Origin of the sequence: Meiothermus taiwanensis WR-220 (assembly GCF_003568585.1) — a bacterium.
Lineage (GTDB): Bacteria > Deinococcota > Deinococci > Deinococcales > Thermaceae > Meiothermus > Meiothermus taiwanensis.
The window spans coordinates 2,470,608-2,486,167 of sequence record NZ_CP021130.1 but is presented as its reverse complement, the minus strand read 5'-3'; the positions used below and the strand labels follow the sequence as shown (position 1 = coordinate 2,486,167).

Annotated in this window: 17 protein-coding genes; 13 read left to right on the top strand and 4 right to left on the bottom strand. The window is 61.0% G+C overall.

Going from position 1 to position 15,560, the window contains the following annotated elements:
* Positions 1–61 precede the first annotated feature (61 nt).
* Entirely contained in the window at positions 62–496 is a 435-nt protein-coding gene (locus MTAI_RS12260) for a type II toxin-antitoxin system VapC family toxin (RefSeq protein WP_027886994.1), read from the top strand.
* Positions 497–579: 83 nt separating this feature from the next.
* On the opposite strand, the gene MTAI_RS12255 is transcribed toward MTAI_RS12260, so the two are convergent.
* A complete protein-coding gene (locus MTAI_RS12255; protein ID WP_027886995.1) occupies positions 580–1,353 on the bottom strand; it encodes a tRNA (adenine-N1)-methyltransferase in 774 nt (257 codons plus the stop codon).
* Between the two features lie 200 nt (positions 1,354–1,553).
* Between MTAI_RS12255 and MTAI_RS12250 the strand changes: the two genes are divergently transcribed.
* The 10 genes from MTAI_RS12250 to MTAI_RS12205 all read left to right on the top strand — a co-directional run bounded on the left by MTAI_RS12250 (position 1,554) and on the right by MTAI_RS12205 (position 11,092).
* On the top strand, positions 1,554–2,543 hold the full coding sequence (locus MTAI_RS12250; protein WP_027886996.1) for a sensor histidine kinase: 990 nt from the start codon (positions 1,554–1,556) through the stop codon (positions 2,541–2,543).
* Between the two features lie 313 nt (positions 2,544–2,856).
* Positions 2,857–3,327, top strand: coding sequence for a type II secretion system protein (locus tag MTAI_RS12245; RefSeq protein WP_027886997.1), 471 nt, complete (start codon positions 2,857–2,859; stop codon positions 3,325–3,327).
* On the top strand, positions 3,324–3,800 hold the full coding sequence (locus tag MTAI_RS12240) for a type II secretion system protein (RefSeq protein ID WP_027886998.1): 477 nt from the start codon (positions 3,324–3,326) through the stop codon (positions 3,798–3,800). Before MTAI_RS12245 ends, MTAI_RS12240 begins: the two co-directional genes overlap by 4 nt.
* An 11-nt stretch (positions 3,801–3,811) precedes the next feature.
* Positions 3,812–4,678: a prepilin-type N-terminal cleavage/methylation domain-containing protein gene (locus tag MTAI_RS12235; RefSeq protein ID WP_027886999.1), complete on the top strand. Its 867-nt coding sequence runs from the start codon at positions 3,812–3,814 to the stop codon at positions 4,676–4,678.
* A complete protein-coding gene (locus MTAI_RS12230) occupies positions 4,666–6,579 on the top strand; it encodes a DUF4900 domain-containing protein (protein ID WP_051349794.1) in 1,914 nt (637 codons plus the stop codon). The genes MTAI_RS12235 and MTAI_RS12230 overlap by 13 nt, the downstream gene beginning before the upstream one ends.
* Positions 6,580–6,655: 76 nt before the next feature.
* Positions 6,656–7,240, top strand: coding sequence for a response regulator transcription factor (locus tag MTAI_RS12225; protein ID WP_027887001.1), 585 nt, complete (start codon positions 6,656–6,658; stop codon positions 7,238–7,240).
* 146 nt (positions 7,241–7,386) lie between these two features.
* Positions 7,387–9,447, top strand: coding sequence for a pilus assembly PilX N-terminal domain-containing protein (locus tag MTAI_RS12220; RefSeq protein WP_241768733.1), 2,061 nt, complete (start codon positions 7,387–7,389; stop codon positions 9,445–9,447).
* The gene (locus MTAI_RS12215) at positions 9,444–9,899 is read left to right on the top strand and encodes a pilus assembly FimT family protein (RefSeq protein ID WP_027887003.1); all 456 of its coding nucleotides are present in this window, start codon (positions 9,444–9,446) and stop codon (positions 9,897–9,899) included. The genes MTAI_RS12220 and MTAI_RS12215 overlap by 4 nt, the downstream gene beginning before the upstream one ends.
* Positions 9,889–10,263: a type IV pilus modification PilV family protein gene (locus MTAI_RS12210; protein WP_027887004.1), complete on the top strand. Its 375-nt coding sequence runs from the start codon at positions 9,889–9,891 to the stop codon at positions 10,261–10,263. Before MTAI_RS12215 ends, MTAI_RS12210 begins: the two co-directional genes overlap by 11 nt.
* A gap of 7 nt (positions 10,264–10,270) precedes the next feature.
* The gene (locus tag MTAI_RS12205; RefSeq protein WP_027887005.1) at positions 10,271–11,092 is read left to right on the top strand and encodes a PilW family protein; all 822 of its coding nucleotides are present in this window, start codon (positions 10,271–10,273) and stop codon (positions 11,090–11,092) included.
* Here MTAI_RS12205 and lepA read toward each other — a convergent pair.
* Complete coding sequence (lepA, locus tag MTAI_RS12200) at positions 11,089–12,888, bottom strand: translation elongation factor 4 (RefSeq protein WP_027887006.1); 1,800 nt, start codon at positions 12,886–12,888, stop codon at positions 11,089–11,091. The genes MTAI_RS12205 and lepA overlap by 4 nt on opposite strands.
* 71 nt (positions 12,889–12,959) lie before the next feature.
* Positions 12,960–13,427 (bottom strand): hypothetical protein, encoded by a 468-nt coding sequence (locus tag MTAI_RS12195; RefSeq protein ID WP_131455670.1) that lies wholly within the window; start codon positions 13,425–13,427, stop codon positions 12,960–12,962.
* 253 nt (positions 13,428–13,680) lie between these two features.
* Between MTAI_RS12195 and MTAI_RS12190 the strand changes: the two genes are divergently transcribed.
* Positions 13,681–14,520 carry an ABC transporter substrate-binding protein gene (locus MTAI_RS12190; protein WP_027887008.1) on the top strand — a complete coding sequence of 280 codons (840 nt, stop codon included), beginning with the start codon at positions 13,681–13,683 and terminating at the stop codon, positions 14,518–14,520.
* 396 nt (positions 14,521–14,916) lie between these two features.
* Positions 14,917–15,144, top strand: a complete 228-nt coding sequence (locus MTAI_RS12185; RefSeq protein WP_013012948.1) for a cold-shock protein — start codon at positions 14,917–14,919, stop codon at positions 15,142–15,144.
* A 129-nt stretch (positions 15,145–15,273) separates the two neighbouring features.
* On the opposite strand, the gene acpP is transcribed toward MTAI_RS12185, so the two are convergent.
* Positions 15,274–15,507 (bottom strand): acyl carrier protein, encoded by a 234-nt coding sequence (acpP, locus tag MTAI_RS12180; protein WP_027887009.1) that lies wholly within the window; start codon positions 15,505–15,507, stop codon positions 15,274–15,276.
* Positions 15,508–15,560 lie beyond the last annotated feature (53 nt).

The window sequence follows — 15,560 nt, the reverse complement described above, 5'->3', positions numbered from 1 at the left end:
CCGGGATATTCTGGCAGAGCGGCGAATGCGCAAGTAGGTTCGTTATTCGAGACCAACCGCGATGCGAATTCTCCTGGATACAAATGTTGTACTCGATGTGCTTCTTGGGCGAGAGCCGTGGCAGGCTGAGGCATCGGCCATCTGGCAGGCGGTCGATGAGGGGCAGGTTGTCGCGTATGTGCCGGCTTCGGCTATCACCGATATCTACTACGTTGCCCGGAAACTGACGGACCTTGTTCGGGCGCGACGGTCGGTGCAGGTGTGCTTGGATGCCTTCCATGTGTGCGCTGTCGATCGATTTGTGCTCGAGCGAGCTCTAGTCTTGAGCGGGTCGGATTACGAGGATAATGTCCAGATAGCCTGTGCTGAGTTGAACGGGTTGGATGCGATTGTGACCCGAGACCCGGACGACTACGAGGGTTCGCCGATCGCCGTCTGGTCTCCCGCGCAATGCCTCAAGAACTTGCGGGGCAAAAGCCACCGCAGGTCTCCTTGATTCGCTCCTTTTTGTGTACCGGCCACAGCGTACCCTTGAGCGGAGCAGCCTCGGTTCACCCGCCACGCAGCAGATGCGAGCCGTTAGCCCCCCCCAACCCGGCGGAGCTGCACCAAAAACGCCGTATGCCCCACCTGCTGAAACTTGGGGTGGGCGATGGGGGGTCGCACATCCCACTCCCGGTGCTGCACCTCCAGGGTACGCTCGTGCAAAAACGGCAGTTGTAGGGTTTTGATTTGCTCGAGCAGTGTAATTACCTGGGTCAGGTTGGGCAGGTAGCAGACCAGAAAGCGGTCTGTTTTCAGTGCCGGTGCAATGTTGTTCAGCGCTTTCCAGGGTTCCATCAGATCTAGCGCAATGCCGTCAAAGGAGTTGGGTGGTAACTCGGCCTGGGCCAAGTCGCCCTGGACAAAGGTAACGTTGCCCCAATCCTCAAATTCGCTCAGGTTGCGTCTGGCCCGCTCGAGGTGTCGGGGGCGGGACTCATAGCTCCAGACCTGGCCCGTAGGCCCCACCGCCCGCGCCAGGTACAGGGTCAGGCCGCCCGAGCCCGAGCCTGCCTCCAGCACCCGCATCCCTGGGGCCAGGTCGAGCAGAAAGCAGATAGTAGCGGCGTCTTTGGGGTAGGTGGGGGTGGCTTCGCGGGGCATCTGGAGCACGTAGTCTTCCAGGGTGGGGCGGTGGATGCTGAAGCGTTCGCCTTGGGGGGTGGCCACAAACCGGCCGACCCCGGCCTGGATAATGGCCTCGTGACGGATGGAGCCCCGGTGGTAGTTGAATGTACCGCCTTGTTGTAAGCGAAACAAATAGACACGGCCCCGCCGGTCTTGTAGCAAAGCCCAGTCGCCATAGTTCATGAGGTTTAGCGTAGCGGGTTTGCGGGTTGGTTTGTCAAACGCTTTGCAAGGCCCAAGGCTCTGAATTTGGGCACTCCCAATGGGGGGTGGCTGTGTAGCACCAAAACACCCAAGGCAGTTTTGTTTTTGCGATCTTCTGGTAAGCCGCAGGTCTCAAGCGGGATTTCCATCTACCATGAATGGGCCAGTAGACTGAAATTATGCCGCTCAAGCGCCAACTGGCCTGGGTGATCGGACTGCTGGCCTTTATTCCCAACCTGGTTATAGTTCTGGTTTTCTGGGCTTCTTTTCAAGGAAGATCGCTGGAAACCTCGCTATTTTTGCTGGTCTGGTTGTCGGTGCTGGCCCTGGCTGCGGCTGGGGTGGGGTATTTCCTGGCCAATACCCTTCTGCACCCAATCGACGAGCTAACCCGTAGCCTCTACTACCTGCGGGGAACCGGTCGCACCCTGGCCGAGCTTTCGCTTCCCTCGCCCAAGCAGCCACCCCCCGCCGAGATAGCCCAGTTGCGCGAGGGCTTTGAAGAAGTGCTCGATCACCTGCGTGAGCTGTTGGAAGCGCGTGAAGCCACCTATGCAGCCCTAACCCACGATCTTAAAACGCCCTTGCTGGCAAGCCTGCGAACGCTGGAGTATCTGGAAGAAGCCGACAAAATTGGGCCGGAAAAGCGAAAAGAGCTGCTGCGTAGCTTGCGGGAAGAACTGAACCGGAGCTACCTGTTGGTGGAAAACCTGCTCACCGCCAGCCGCCTCGAGGCCCGGCGCATCCAGCCAGAAAACCTCAACCTGCGCTCCGTTCTGGAAGACTTCCGCCTGCGCTATGCCCAGCAGGCTCAAAAGCGCGGTCTGCGCTTGGAGATTGAGGGGGCTGGGCAGGCCAGGGCCGAGCGGCTCTTGCTCGAGCGGGCGCTGGCCAATCTGGTCGAGAACGCCCTGCGCCATGCCAAAAGCCGGGTGGTGCTGCGGGCGGGGGATGGCTGGCTCGAGGTCGAGGACGACGGCCCGGGATTGCCCGACAGTCTGGAAAACCTTACCCAGCCTTTCCGCAGCCAGCGCCTGCGCGGGGTGCGGGCGGGCAGCGCGGGGTTGGGGCTGTACGTGGCCCGACGGGTGGCTGAGGTGCACGGCGGGCAGCTGGAAAACCTGGCTTTGCCGGGAGGGGGAACCCGGTTGCGCGTCCAGTTGTCTTAGAGCGTTTTCCACGAATACCCAGCGCAGCAAAATACGCTGCACTGGGTAAATTGCCTGCCACCGTGGGCCAGGAACGCGATAAAGGCTCCTCGCAGCAACCGGTTTTTGCAGCCGGCATGCTGCACAAACCAACGTGTGATATTTGACCATGGGCGGCGAGTATCCTGAAAAGAAGCGAGTAACCTTCTCCAGCACGAATAAAGGATCGCTTAAAGCAGTTCCGCGCGGCGCATCAGCGACCTGATTAACGTAACGCATCAACCCCCATCTGGGGGTACTTGAATTCAAACGGCCCGTCCAAACTCGAGGCGGTATGGCGAGGTGCGCGCAGGCCTATAAGCAGATAAAAACGCCGGGGGGCTTTACCCTACTGGAGCTCATTGTGGTGATGGCCATCCTGGGGGTGGCCGCCGGCCTCGGTATCGCCCAGATACGCAACATCGGGCAGCGGCAACAGGCTCTGGCAACGGTGGATCAAATCCGCCAGCTTTTCTGGCAGGGTGCGACTGCGGCAGCCAGCCGGGGCGGCACCAACTTCTTGCTGGTGCGCAGCGGCAACACCCTGCAGGTGCAGTCCCAGGTGGATGGAAGCGTGCTGCGCAGCGTGACCCTGCCGAACGGGGTGAGCTGTAGCCTAAGCAATGGTACACTGGCCACCTTTACTTCTCCTGGGAAAGTAATTTTTTCTAGCAGCTTTCCGGCCAATCGTCAGTTCACCGTAACAGCGGCCGGACAGACCTTTACCCTGACGGCCACCCTGATTGGGGAGGTGCGACGGCAATGAGAAACCGAGGGTTGACCCTTATCGAGGTGATAGTGGCCGCGGGCGCGCTGGCGATTGTACTGGGAATCTTTACCACCCTGCTGGTGGGCAGCATGCGCCAGACCAGCGTTGTAGGGGGGCGGGCCCAGGCCAATCAGCTGGGGCTTTTTTTAGGCCGGCAGATCATCGAGGCCGATGAACGGGCCGTCCCTGACGAGGGCGAGAGTCTCACCTGGGGTTATGGCCAGTTGGCCAACGCCACCAGCGGCTTCCCCAGCCTTACCAGCGAGCAGCAGTTCGCTAACCTGGCCCTCTATCGTGCCAGCGTAACCAACCAGGGAGCCCCCTCCTGGGCCAGTAGCAGCTGGCAGATCAGCCAGTACCGCATCGAGATTTGCTGGCGCAGTCCGGAGGGGGAGCAGTGCGTCAACCAGAGTATCATCGGCCCTTCCCCAGCGCGGGTGGGAGCCGGGATTAACAGCGGTATCAACTAAAGGAGGTTGCTTTGCGTCCTCGAGGTTTTACAGTCCTGGAATTGCTGCTGGCCCTCTTGGTGCTGGTGATCGTGATGGCACTGGCTTTCAACACCAGCATCCAGGGATTGCAGCTTAACCAGTCCAACGAGGCGGTGAGCTCGGCCCAGAACAAAGCCCGACGGGTGCTGGAGGTGCTGAGCCAGGATTTGCGCACGGCGGCGTTTGCCATCGTGACCCATACCCCCTTCAACAGCAACACCACCAGCATCTCTTTTGCCCAGGTGGCAGGGGGAGCAGGTTATGCCGTTAGCGCTGTGGCTGGTAACAGCCTGACGATTGTGAGCAACTCCCCCACCATCGCTACCGAGATTCCGGTGGGCAGCCGGCTGGTTGTGATCGACGGCAACGGTAACGCAGTGCTAACCCGCACCACTGGGCTGCCCGTGCTGAGCGGTGTCAATACCTACACCATCCCCACTACCTGCAACAACCTGCCGGTTGCTGCTACCTCCCAGACCCTGGCCTCGGTGATTAGCTTGCTGGGCTATAGCTACGATGCGACCAACCGCAAGCTGATCTACCAGGCCCTGGGTGACGCAGCTTCTACCGATGTGGCCTACGATGTGAGTAATTTCCGCATTGACTATGTCTATCAGCGGCGCAATGGTTCTTCGGTGAGCGAAGAGCGCAACCCCAGCGGCTATCTGGTGAGCGGTCGGGTGCAGCCCTACTTTACCAGCAGTGGATCGGAATTTACCCTGCGGCGGCTGCAATTCACCCTGGGGGTTCAACTACCCTTACGTGGGCGCAACGTGGAACGAACCTACACCGGACAGGTGGACATGATTAACAACCTCTACTATCAGGCCAAGGTGGTGAGCATATGCAACCCATGAGAGATCGCCAGGGCATCGCGATTGTGGTAGCCCTGACCGTAATTCTGCTGCTGAGCGTGGTAAGCACCTTAATGTTCACACGTTCCATCAACGATCTGCGTACCAGCCGGGATAACACGGCCATGGCGCAGGCCATCAACCTGGCCCGGGGCGGGGCGGTGGCGGCCACGGCCCTGATGTCCAGCGAGGTGCGGGCCAGCCTTGAGGGCATCGTACGATCGGCAGACCCCAGCCTGGGGGGTATCAGCACCAGCGATATCTGGTATTACGGTGGCAACGCCACCCAGCCCATCGCCTCCACGGTAGCGGCCCGGCTGGCTTTGCTGGCCAACACCCTCCAGACCAGCCTTAATGCGGCCATCTGCAACCGGAACTTTGCGCCGGATGGTTCGGGCGCCACGGTGCAGGTGCGCGTGCACTTTACCACTGCCCCGGCCTGCGGCCAGGCCTTTCCTGCTTCGGCCCAGCTTCCTTCCGGGTATGTGGTAGACGACGACAACAACCCGGCCACGCCCTTGACCCGCCAGGTGCAGGGGTACGCGCTGCCCTACGTGATGGTGGTCACGGCCTCTCCTGGAACCCCCTACCAGCGCAACGTGATGGTGCAGGGTGAGTACCGCTTCCTGCTAACAAACGGCAGCTTTGCTCGTTACGCGCTGTTTACCAACCGGCATCGTACCCGCTCCAATAGCTCGGTCTGGTTTACCAGCAACACCCTGTTTGATGGGCCGGTGCACACCAACGAGCGCTTTAACTTCTCCTTTAATCCCTGGTTCGGCGGTTATGTGACCAGTGCGGGCTGCACCAATGCTGGGGCCAGCAGTTGTGCCGGCTCCATCAGCCCTGGTGCATTTTTTGGTTCGGGCAACAACACCACCTTCTTATCCCCCAGTCAGATGACCAACCCCAACGCCCCTTCCTGGACCAGCAATGGGATTACTCACGCCCCGATTTTTGAGGGCAACCCCCGGGTGAACTGGCAGGAACCGTTTATCCCCATGCCGGATAACAACCAGAACCAGCGCAATGCGGCGCAGACGGGGGGTCTGTACTTCAACTCCGATATCGCCCGGATCACCCTGTACGCAGGGGATGCCAGCGGGACACCCCCCACCTGCAACGCCTCGGGGGTTTGTACACCGGCCACCTCACCCTATCAGTACATTGAAGTCTGCTTAACAGCAGCCTGCACCGGAACCAACCGGCAGCTGTACCGTTACGATGCCAGCGGGACGCTCTACCGCTTCAATGGCAGCTGGCCCGGCGTGTTGGTGCGGGTAGGTTTCAACGGCATGATCTTTGCCGATGGAAGCATCGATAACCTCACCGGCCCGGCCCGTTCCGATGCCAGTAACCCCAACACCGCACCCCCAGCGCTGGCCAGCTTTGCGCAGATTACCGTAGCCAACGCGGGCAGCGGTGAGAACATTCGCATCCAGGGCGACCTCAAGTATCAGAGCCCGGCCTGCAGCGGTACGCCGACCCGCAACGGTGGCACGGTGACGCGGGCTACCTGCAACAACCTTTCGGCCGACAATATCCTGGGGGTGTATAGCCAGGATGGGGATATCCTGCTGGGCAACGGCACCAACACCTCCTTGCAAGACCTGACCATTCATGGGGTGTTGATGACCTCGAGGGGCGAGGTGGCGGTGCAGAACTACAACAGCATCGCTCCGCGCGGTGCGATCCGCTTGCAGGGGGGTATTATCCAGTACACCTATGGGGCCTTCGGGCAGTTTAACAGCTCCACAGGCCAGATGATTCAGGGCTATGCCCGCCAGTTCACCTACGACCCCCGGATGCAGGATCGGGCCCCGCCCTTCTTCCCCACCACCGGGGTGGTGCAGGTAAGCGTGGCCACCCCCCTCAGCTTTGGCCAGCGCGAACAGGTGTATTAGCCCTGCTTTCCTTCCACAGCCCCAGCTAAGGGGCTGTGGAAGACTTTTTATTGCGACCTGCTAATCTAGAGGCTAGATGCGCCTGCTGATCGCCGACGACCACCCTTTGTTTCGCATGGGCCTGCGTGCGGCCCTCGAGCGCGAGGGTTTTGCGGTGGTGGCCGAGGCGGGCGATGGTCAGGAAGCCGTTAAGCTGGGCCTGGCATTGTTGCCCGATGGGGTGCTGTTGGATGTGCGCATGCCCCAGATGGATGGCATCACGGCTACCCGGCTACTGCGAGAACAGCGCTACAACGGGCTCATTGCCCTGCTAACTACCTTCAACGAACCTGTGCTGGTTCAGCAAGCCGCCTACGCCGGTGCCGACGCCTACTGGTCGAAAGAGTTGCCCCCGGAGGCCTTGGCAGAGCGCCTGCGAAGGCTGGGCCTGGGGCTGGAGCCCCGCCTGCGGGCCCCCGAGCTGCCCAGGTTAACCGCCCGCGAGCAGGAGGTGTTGCAGTGGATGGCCCAGGGGCTTTCCACCAAAGAAATTGCCCGCCGGCTTAATATCTCGCCCGATACGGTGAAGGATCATCTGGCGCGGCTTTATGAAAAGCTCGAGGCCCGCAACCGTGTGGAGGCGCTCGAGCGGGCTCGTAGCCTGGGGTTGTTGAGCATATAGGTAAAGCTTCGTGGATGGGTGCTCGCCTCGTGCAGGGTTTATAATCTGAACCGAAATTGTAGGCATTCGGATTTTTCACCTTGTAGTTGGGGAGGGGGTTTATGTCAGACACGAGGGGCCTTGCATTGGTTTCAACACTGGTGTTTATGTTCATCGTTATTGTGCTGGTTAGCATTGCCACGCTGTCCTCCCTTAGCAACCGCCGCAACGCCCAGGATGCCCTGCGCACCTCGCAGGCCCAGTTTGCCGCCGAGGCGGGGCTCGAGCGGGCCGTGGCCCGGCTGTGGCACCAGGTGCTGGCCGGCGCGACCTCCCGCAGCGTAACAGCCTATGGCATCGAGTTAGACCGGATGGGGCTGACCAACGGCACCACCATAGCCAGCCTGTTTGGCCCTCCGCAGAGCCTGGGGGATGGCTCGAGCTTCGTGGTGCAGGTCTCGCGCCAGGATGACACCCGCCCCGACCCCGACGCCATCGTGCTGACTGTGACCTCCACCGGCACCCTGCCCGATGGAACCACCCGCCGCCTGCGGCAGGTTTTCCGGGTAGACCGGGCCTATTTTCCATTCGACTATGCCCTGCTGACCAACAACGCCGAGTGCATTTTCTGCCATCTGGATGTGAAAAGCCTGGATGCCCTGCGGGGTAACCCCAACCCCAGCGACCCCAGCACCTGGTGGCGGCGGGCCAAGGTGGGGGTGCTGGAAAGCCTGATTATGCGCGACGAGGAAGAAGCGGGTGTGGTGCACGGCTCGCTGGTGACTCGAGGCACCATCTTCCGGCAGTACAGCGGTGCCATAGGCCCTTCCAACCGCTACTACACCACCATGAACCCGGGTGACACCCGCATTCGCTCAACCACCCCCATCAGCGCCACCCCGGCCGACTGCTCCACCCCCAGCAACTGCACCACCCCGCAAAACCTCTACTACAACTACCCCGACAGCAATAACCTGGCGGCGTTTGGCAACCGCTTTCCCGATGGTGAGCTGCCCGATCGTTTCCCCTTGCCCATTCCGGATACCAACCACAACCGCCTCATCGACGATGCCGAGTGGGAGGCTGAGGTGCGCTCGAGCCTGGCCGGAACCAACGAGAGCTACAGCGCAGGCACCATCACGGCCGCCATGATCCTCAACCCCGCCGGCCGCGTTGCCTGGCCGGGCGGGAGCGCGGTGCAGACCCGAACCTCGGCGGATCTGGGCCAGAACCCGACCCATCTGCTTCTGGATGGTTCGGTCACCCCGATTGAGCTGAGCGGTACGGTTTTTGTGAACGGGGACGTGGTGCTCAGGGGGCTTGTTCGGGGCCATGGCACCCTGCTAGCCCGTGGCAACCTCTACGTGATGGGTGATCTGACCTACGATTGCGGCACGGGGAATACCCCGATCCCCTGCGACTACAGCAACCCCAGCCGCCTACCCCAGCTCAACCTAATAGCCGGTGGCAATTTGCTGGTGGGCGACTTTATGAGCGTTCAAAGCGACATTGAAAGCCTAACCGAAGAGCAGATGCTCAGCACCCGTTCCAACCAACCCACCATCGGCTTCTGCAGGGAAAACCCCAGCGATGCCGCCTGCTACCCAGAAGAGCGCCCGCGGCCCAACCTGGCCCTTACCGAGATAGCCAACTTCAACCGGCGGGAGCTGCAACACTACCTACGCGACAATACTTACCGGCCGCGCCTTTATACATTTGCTGAGGATCGCATCTACTTCGCCACCGGCTGTAGTCATCAACCACAACGATATGGAGAATACAGCACCATTGCAGCGGGGGCTCGAGTTTCTTTCTGCCGCGGCGACACGGAGTTGAGCAGCACCACCCTCACGGCCGAACAAGCCCGGAGCATTCTGGCCCGTGCGGCCCGCTACGAGGTGACCTCGAGCATCTTCAACAACGCCGTTCTTAAGAACCTCTGGGCCAGTTCCATGAACGCTCGAGGTGTGGGCCCACTCCGCACCGATGGACTGCTGTATTCGGCCAACGCCATTTTTGGCCTTGCTCAGCGCAAATATACCAAACTGGGCGGGCGTTGGGATTTGCGCGGGGCCCTGGTGGCCGCCGATACCGGCATTCTGGTGCCGGGGCCCGGGGATGGCTCTTCGGGCCTGACCATTTACCACGACAGCCGCCTGCGTCCCCGGGTGCCGGGGGGTCAGCAAGCCCAGCTTAGAAGGGGCATATGGGAAGTGGTGGGTCAGTGAAGGCGCATTCACAAAAGGGTATCAGCCTGCTGGAGTTGCTGATTGGGCTGGCGGTGCTGGGCATCCTGCTGGGGGTGGGTTTTGTCTCGCTGAGCGCTTACCGACAAAGCCTGGTTATCCGCGAGGCGGCCACCCAGGTCGCGACCGAGCTGCAGCGGATCCGCCAACAAGCCCGCCGCCAGTCGCTCAACTTTTCCTTTCAGGCCGCGGAAGGCGGTAATACCTACAAAGTGGGCCCCACCCGGGAGCTGGCCTTGCAGGCCGGCAAACCGCTGCCACCGGGGGTGATCTTCCAGCATGTCCCTGCTGGTGGGGGCAGGGTTACCTTCCTGGCCCCATACGGCGTTGTTGACGCGGCCAACCGCACTTTTACCCTCCGCGGGCCGGGCAATCGGGTGCTGAACGTGCACGTTGTAGGCAGTACCGGAAAGGTGGTGGTGCGTGCGCCGTAAGGCTTTTTCCCTGGTAGAGGTGATGGTGGCCCTGGCCATCCTTTCCATCACCATCTTGATTTTGAGCTACTTTGGCTCGAGCTTTGCCCTCACCCGCAACGCCCAGATCGATACCCAGGCCCAGGCTTTTGCTCGCAGCTACTTCGACACCCTGCGGGCCAGCTGGTCGACAAGGGTGGCTTTTACCGCGGGAACACCCCCCTCCGTAGCGCTTCCCAGCGGCTTTAGAAACCTCACCGTTACCACCGAGGATCTTCAAACCATCGGAACCCAGGTGGTGCTGCGTCGGGTGACCATTCAATTCACCGGCCCGCAAAACCGGGCTTACCGTTTCGTCACCGAGGTGGCGGGGCCACCCCAGTAGAGGCGTTATGCGCAAAAACGGTCTTAGCCTCGTCGAAATGCTGATTGCCGCCGTTGTTGGGGTGGCCGTTCTGACCTTAATTGCCGCCGGGCTGCGCAGCAGCAGCGATAGCCTGCGTTTTGTACAAAACGCCCAGCTTCTCACCGAAGACCTGCGCAACGCCGGCAACCTGGTGAGCGATTATCTCTCGTCGGCGGCTTTTGTGTACCCCCCCGGCGTGACCCTTAGCATAGGCAGCCCAAGCGGCTATAGCGTGCGCAATCCGCGCACCGGCGACAACACCTGGCGGACAGGTCAAGATCCGGTGATTGCCCTGCTCCAGCCTCCTCGAGTGGAGAATGGGATGGAAGTGGTGAAATTCGTGATGATCTACCCCCTCAACCGAGGCTGGGTGGTCGCGCGGGCCACCGGGGCCGAGAACCCCGGCCCAGATCCCGCCAACAACGATAAGTGGCTGCTGTACATTTACGAGCGCAACCTGGTGGTGGACAGCAACCGTCTGCCCAATGGGCTACCCGCCATCATCCCCACCACCATACCGGGCAGCAGCGGCAACCTGCTGGCCGATTATGTGCAGCCGGGCGGTTTTGTGGTGAGTTTTGCCAACTGCCTGGGTTTCGACGAGGAGGGCTTGGCGAGGCCGGTGCCTTGCCCTGCCACGCCCCCTGCGCCGCTCCGGGCCGAGCACAGCGCAGCGCAGATGCGTTTTTCGCTGCAGGGCGAGATAAGGCAGGGTGGGCGCGATGCCCGCGTGCCGGCCAGCCCTCTGCGTTTCGAAGCGGCCCCCCGCAACCTGCCCCTGCGGCTCAGCGAGATCAGCCTGAACTAATCCCGCCCCGCCGACAGCACCGCCAGGAAAGCCTCCTGCGGTACGTCCACCTTGCCGATGGCCTTCATGCGCTTTTTGCCCTCTTTTTGCTTCTCCAGTAGCTTTTTCTTGCGGGTGATATCGCCGCCGTAGCACTTGGCCAGCACATCCTTGCGCAGGGCCTTGACGGTGGCGCGGGCGATAATCTTGCCCCCGATGGCGGCCTGGATGGGCACCGCGAACTGCTGGCGGGGGATGACCTCGGCCAGCTTGTCCACAATCTCGCGCCCGATGCCATAGGCTTTGTCTTTGTGGGCGATAAAGGCCAGGGCATCCACCGGCTCCTCGTTGACCAGGATGCTCACCTTGACCAGCTCGCCTTCCTGGTAGCCTGCCTGTTCGTAGTCCATGGAGGCGTAGCCCCGGCTAAGGGACTTCAGGCGGTCGTGGAAGTCGTAGAGGATCTCGCCGAAGGGCACCTCGTACACCATCTCCACCCGCTTGCCGACGTAGTGCATGTTGCCCATCTTGCCGCGCTTTTCCTGCAAGAGCTGCATGATGGAGCCCACGTATTCCTCGGGGGTGTATACCGTGAGCTTGACGTAAGGCTCGTAGATGGCCTCGATTTTGTCGGGGTTGGGCAGCTCGGAGGGGTTGTGAATCTCGATCTCCTCCCCGTTGGTGAGCTTGACCCGATAAATCACGCTGGGGGCGGTGGAGATGAGGTCGAGGTCGAACTCGCGCTCGAGCCGCTCCTGCACAATCTCGGCGTGCAGCAGCCCCAGAAAGCCGCAGCGAAAGCCAAAGCCCAGCGCCTCCGAAGTCTCCGGCTCAAAGGAAAGCGCCGCATCGTTGAGCTTGAGCTTCTCCAGGGCCTCGCGCAGGCGGTTGTAGTCCTGGGTGTCGGTGGGGTAGAGGCCGGCAAACACCACCGGCTTGGCCGGCTGGAAGCCTGGGTAGGGGGCGTCGCAGGGGTTCTGGGCCAGGGTGATGGTATCGCCCACCTGGGCATCGCCGATCTCGCGGATGGCGGCGGTAATCCAGCCCACCTCGCCGGGCCCCAGCCGGGCGACGGGCTCCAAGGCCCCGGGCCGGAAGACCCCCACCTTGTCCACCTCGAAGACCTTGCCGGTGGACCAGATGCGGATGCGGTCGCCGGGCTGGATGCTGCCATCCATTACCCGCACGTAGGGAATCACCCCCTGGTAGGCGTCGAAGATGGAGTCGAAGATCAGGGCCTGGAGGGGGTGCTCTGGATGGCCCTTGGGGGCCGGGATGCGGGCCACGATGGCCTCGAGGATCTCGTCCACCCCCTGGCCGGTTTTGCCCGAGGCAAAAATGCACTCATCGGCGGGAATCCCCAGCACCTCTTCCACTTCCAGCGCCACCTCCAGGGGCTGGGCGCCGGGCAGGTCGATCTTGTTGATCACCGGGATGATGGTGTGCTCGTGCTCCATGGCCAGGTAGAAGTTGGCGATGGTCTGGGCCTCCACCCCCTGCGAAGCATCCACCACCAGCAACACCCCTTCCACCGCGGCCAAAGCCCGGCTCACCTCGTAGCCAAAGTCCACGTGGCCGGGGGTATCGATCAGGTTGAAGATGTAGGTTTCTCCGGCTTTGCTCTGGTAAAACAGCCGCACCGCGCTGGCCTTGATGGTGATGCCGCGCTCGCGCTCGAGCTCCAGCGAGTCCAAAAACTGCTCGCGCATCTCTCGATCCGAGACCGCTTTGGTCATCTGCAGAATGCGGTCGGCCAGCGTAGACTTGCCGTGGTCTACGTGCGCGATGATGGAAAAATTGCGAATCCGTTCCTGCACAGCCTATTCATTGTAGCCGATGCCGCGGGAAAGTCTGTAGTTGCGGAAGGGCGCTGGGTGGGCGGGGCTGCCTAGCGGACTGGGCAGGAAAAGGGGGGCGGGTCGGGGCTGGTGGCGCCCACCTCCAGCCTGTAGGTGCCGGGTTCCCCTGCTGGTTTGAGGAAGAGGCCTGCTCCCTCCGTCCCGCGAACCACCCGCAGGGTGTAATGAGGCCCGCCGAAGATGGGTAGGGAATTCGAGGTCTCGCATTGCAAGCGCCACTGTCGAATCTCGAGCTGGGCCCGGAGGTAGCGGCCCAGATCCCCTATGTTTGCCAGCGGGAGTGGGTGGTTGGGCTGTAAACGAAAAACCACCCGTTCCCACCCGGCTTCCTGATCTCTTTCCAAAATGGTAGCGTTCAGTGCGATCAGGCCATAGCGCGAGGACAGAACGGTCTCGGTGATGGTGATGGGTTGTGGTGTAACGGTGGATCCTGTGTAAACGAAGCTACAGGCTCCAAGCAAGAGCGAACAGAGGAAAAGCACAAGCTTCGGTCTCATGGTTTTTTCTCTGCTCAAGTCAATCAGCCTGACAATTGGGGCCTTGCCCGAACCTCTGTTATCTGTTAATAGTACGACAGTGTGGGCTTTGGGCACCAGGTAAAGACATAAGACCTTCACCTCGAGGGCTACGTGGGCCTGGCGCCGTCCTTGGTGTACGAAGGTCTGCGGTACATACTTTCTGCATTGACGCCCTCTTCAGGGTTCTGTAAAGTTGAGCAGAACGCATAGATGGGTGGCTAAGGAGGTTTCCATGAAAAGAATCGGGATTCTAGGATTGGCGGTTTTGGCCTCGCTGGGGATGGCCCAGACCAAGATCGGCAACTGCGAAGTAACCGGCCCCAAAGGCCAGTTTCCCATCCGCCCGGCGGTGGCCGGCCAGCTCACGGTGCAGACCAACCTGCCGGGGCCGGGCTTCTGGAATGGCGACAGCCCCGCCACCATCAAAGACGGCTTCGAGTACTGCCTGGCCGCCAACATTGCCCACCGCGCGGGGCTGGACAAGGTGGTGGTGCAGAACGTGGCCTGGGACGCCCTGATTGCCGGCCAGACCCGCAACTTCGACTTTGCCCTCTCGCAGATCACCATCACCGAGGCCCGCAAGCGGGTGGTGGACTTCTCGAGGCCCTACTTCTCCTCGGATATAGGTGTGCTGGTGCGGGCCGCCGACAGGGCCAAATTTAACTCTCCAGCCAGCCTCAAGACCGCCCGCCTGGGGGTGCAGCAGGCCACCACGGCGGCCAAGTTCCTGAGCGAGACCCTCAAGCACCCCCAGAACCTGACCCGGGTCTTCCCGGATGTGGCCGCAGGCTTTACCGCACTGCGGGCCGGTCAGATTGACGCCTTCATCGTGGATACCTCCATCGTGCTCTCGGAGGCGGCCAAGTCGGGCGGGGCGCTGGTGGTGGTGGGGCAGTTCAGAACCGGTGAGAATTACGGGGCGTTATTTACCAAGGGCAACCCCAACCGGGCCCAGGTTGACAAGATTTTGGAGGCCCTGGAAAAAGAAGGCGTCCTCAAAAAACTCTCTCAGACCTATTTGGCCAAGGAATGGGGCATCGATCCCACCACGGTACCGGTCTGGCAGCCCTAGCAGCCAAGGTGGGCCGATAAACGCTCGCCGGCAACGGCGGGCGTTTTATACCGGATTCAAAAAGATAGTCATCCAAAGCAAAGATCTCCAGAGGCTGGCTTTTTTAAGCCTAAAGCGCTCCCTTCCAAGGGGCGGTATCGCCCTCCGCTACGCGGATAACTTCGGTCGGGTTAGCTCGCCGCCTTCCGGATCTGGTATTACTTGAGTAGACATAGTTCGCTGAGTAGTGCTATCTTGAGGCGTCTGGGAGTTTTCTGAGGTGGCCCATGTTGTTTTGTCCACGGCCTGGCGATGGGGGGATTTTCTGTGGCCAGGGGTGGTCGGATGATGTTTGGGTAGTTCAGCGCCTTGGTCCCGGGCCGGGTTACTTTGCAGTTGCCCGCGGTAAGGAGCAGTATGCAAAAAGGTAAGGTCAAGTGGTTCAATGCAGAGAAGGGCTATGGCTTTATCCAGCGCGAGGAGGGTGAGCCGGACGTATTTGTGCACTACAGCGCCATTCAGTCTCGCGGTTTTCGCACCCTGAACGAAGGCGATGTGGTAACCTTCGAGATTGAGCCTGGAAAGAACGGCAAGGGGCCTCAGGCTGCAAATGTGAGCGTGGTTGAGCCGGCCAAGCGTTTCTAAAGGTAACCAACCTGGAGGGAGGGGCCCCGGCCCCTCCCTCGCTCTTTGTGGGCCGGCTCGTTGCTTTAAGCAAGCAATACCGTCTTGGTTCGCCTGGAGCAGAACCGGGCCGCGCCGCACTAAATTTTTCTAAGCTTGCTTGCTCTGGATGAAATCGATGGCGTCCTGTACGGTGCGGATTTTTTCCGCTTCTTCGTCGGAGATCTCCAAACCGAACTTATCCTCCAGGCCCATGATCAGCTCCACGGTATCGAGGCTATCGGCGCCCAGGTCTTCGATAAAGCGGGCTTCGGGCACTACCTTGTCGGCATCCACGCCGAGTTTGTCCACAATTACCTCTCTTACATCGTCCAGGATTGCCATGTTTTAACCTCCATAGGTTAGGGTTTATTCTACCGTGCGGGATTCTACCACAT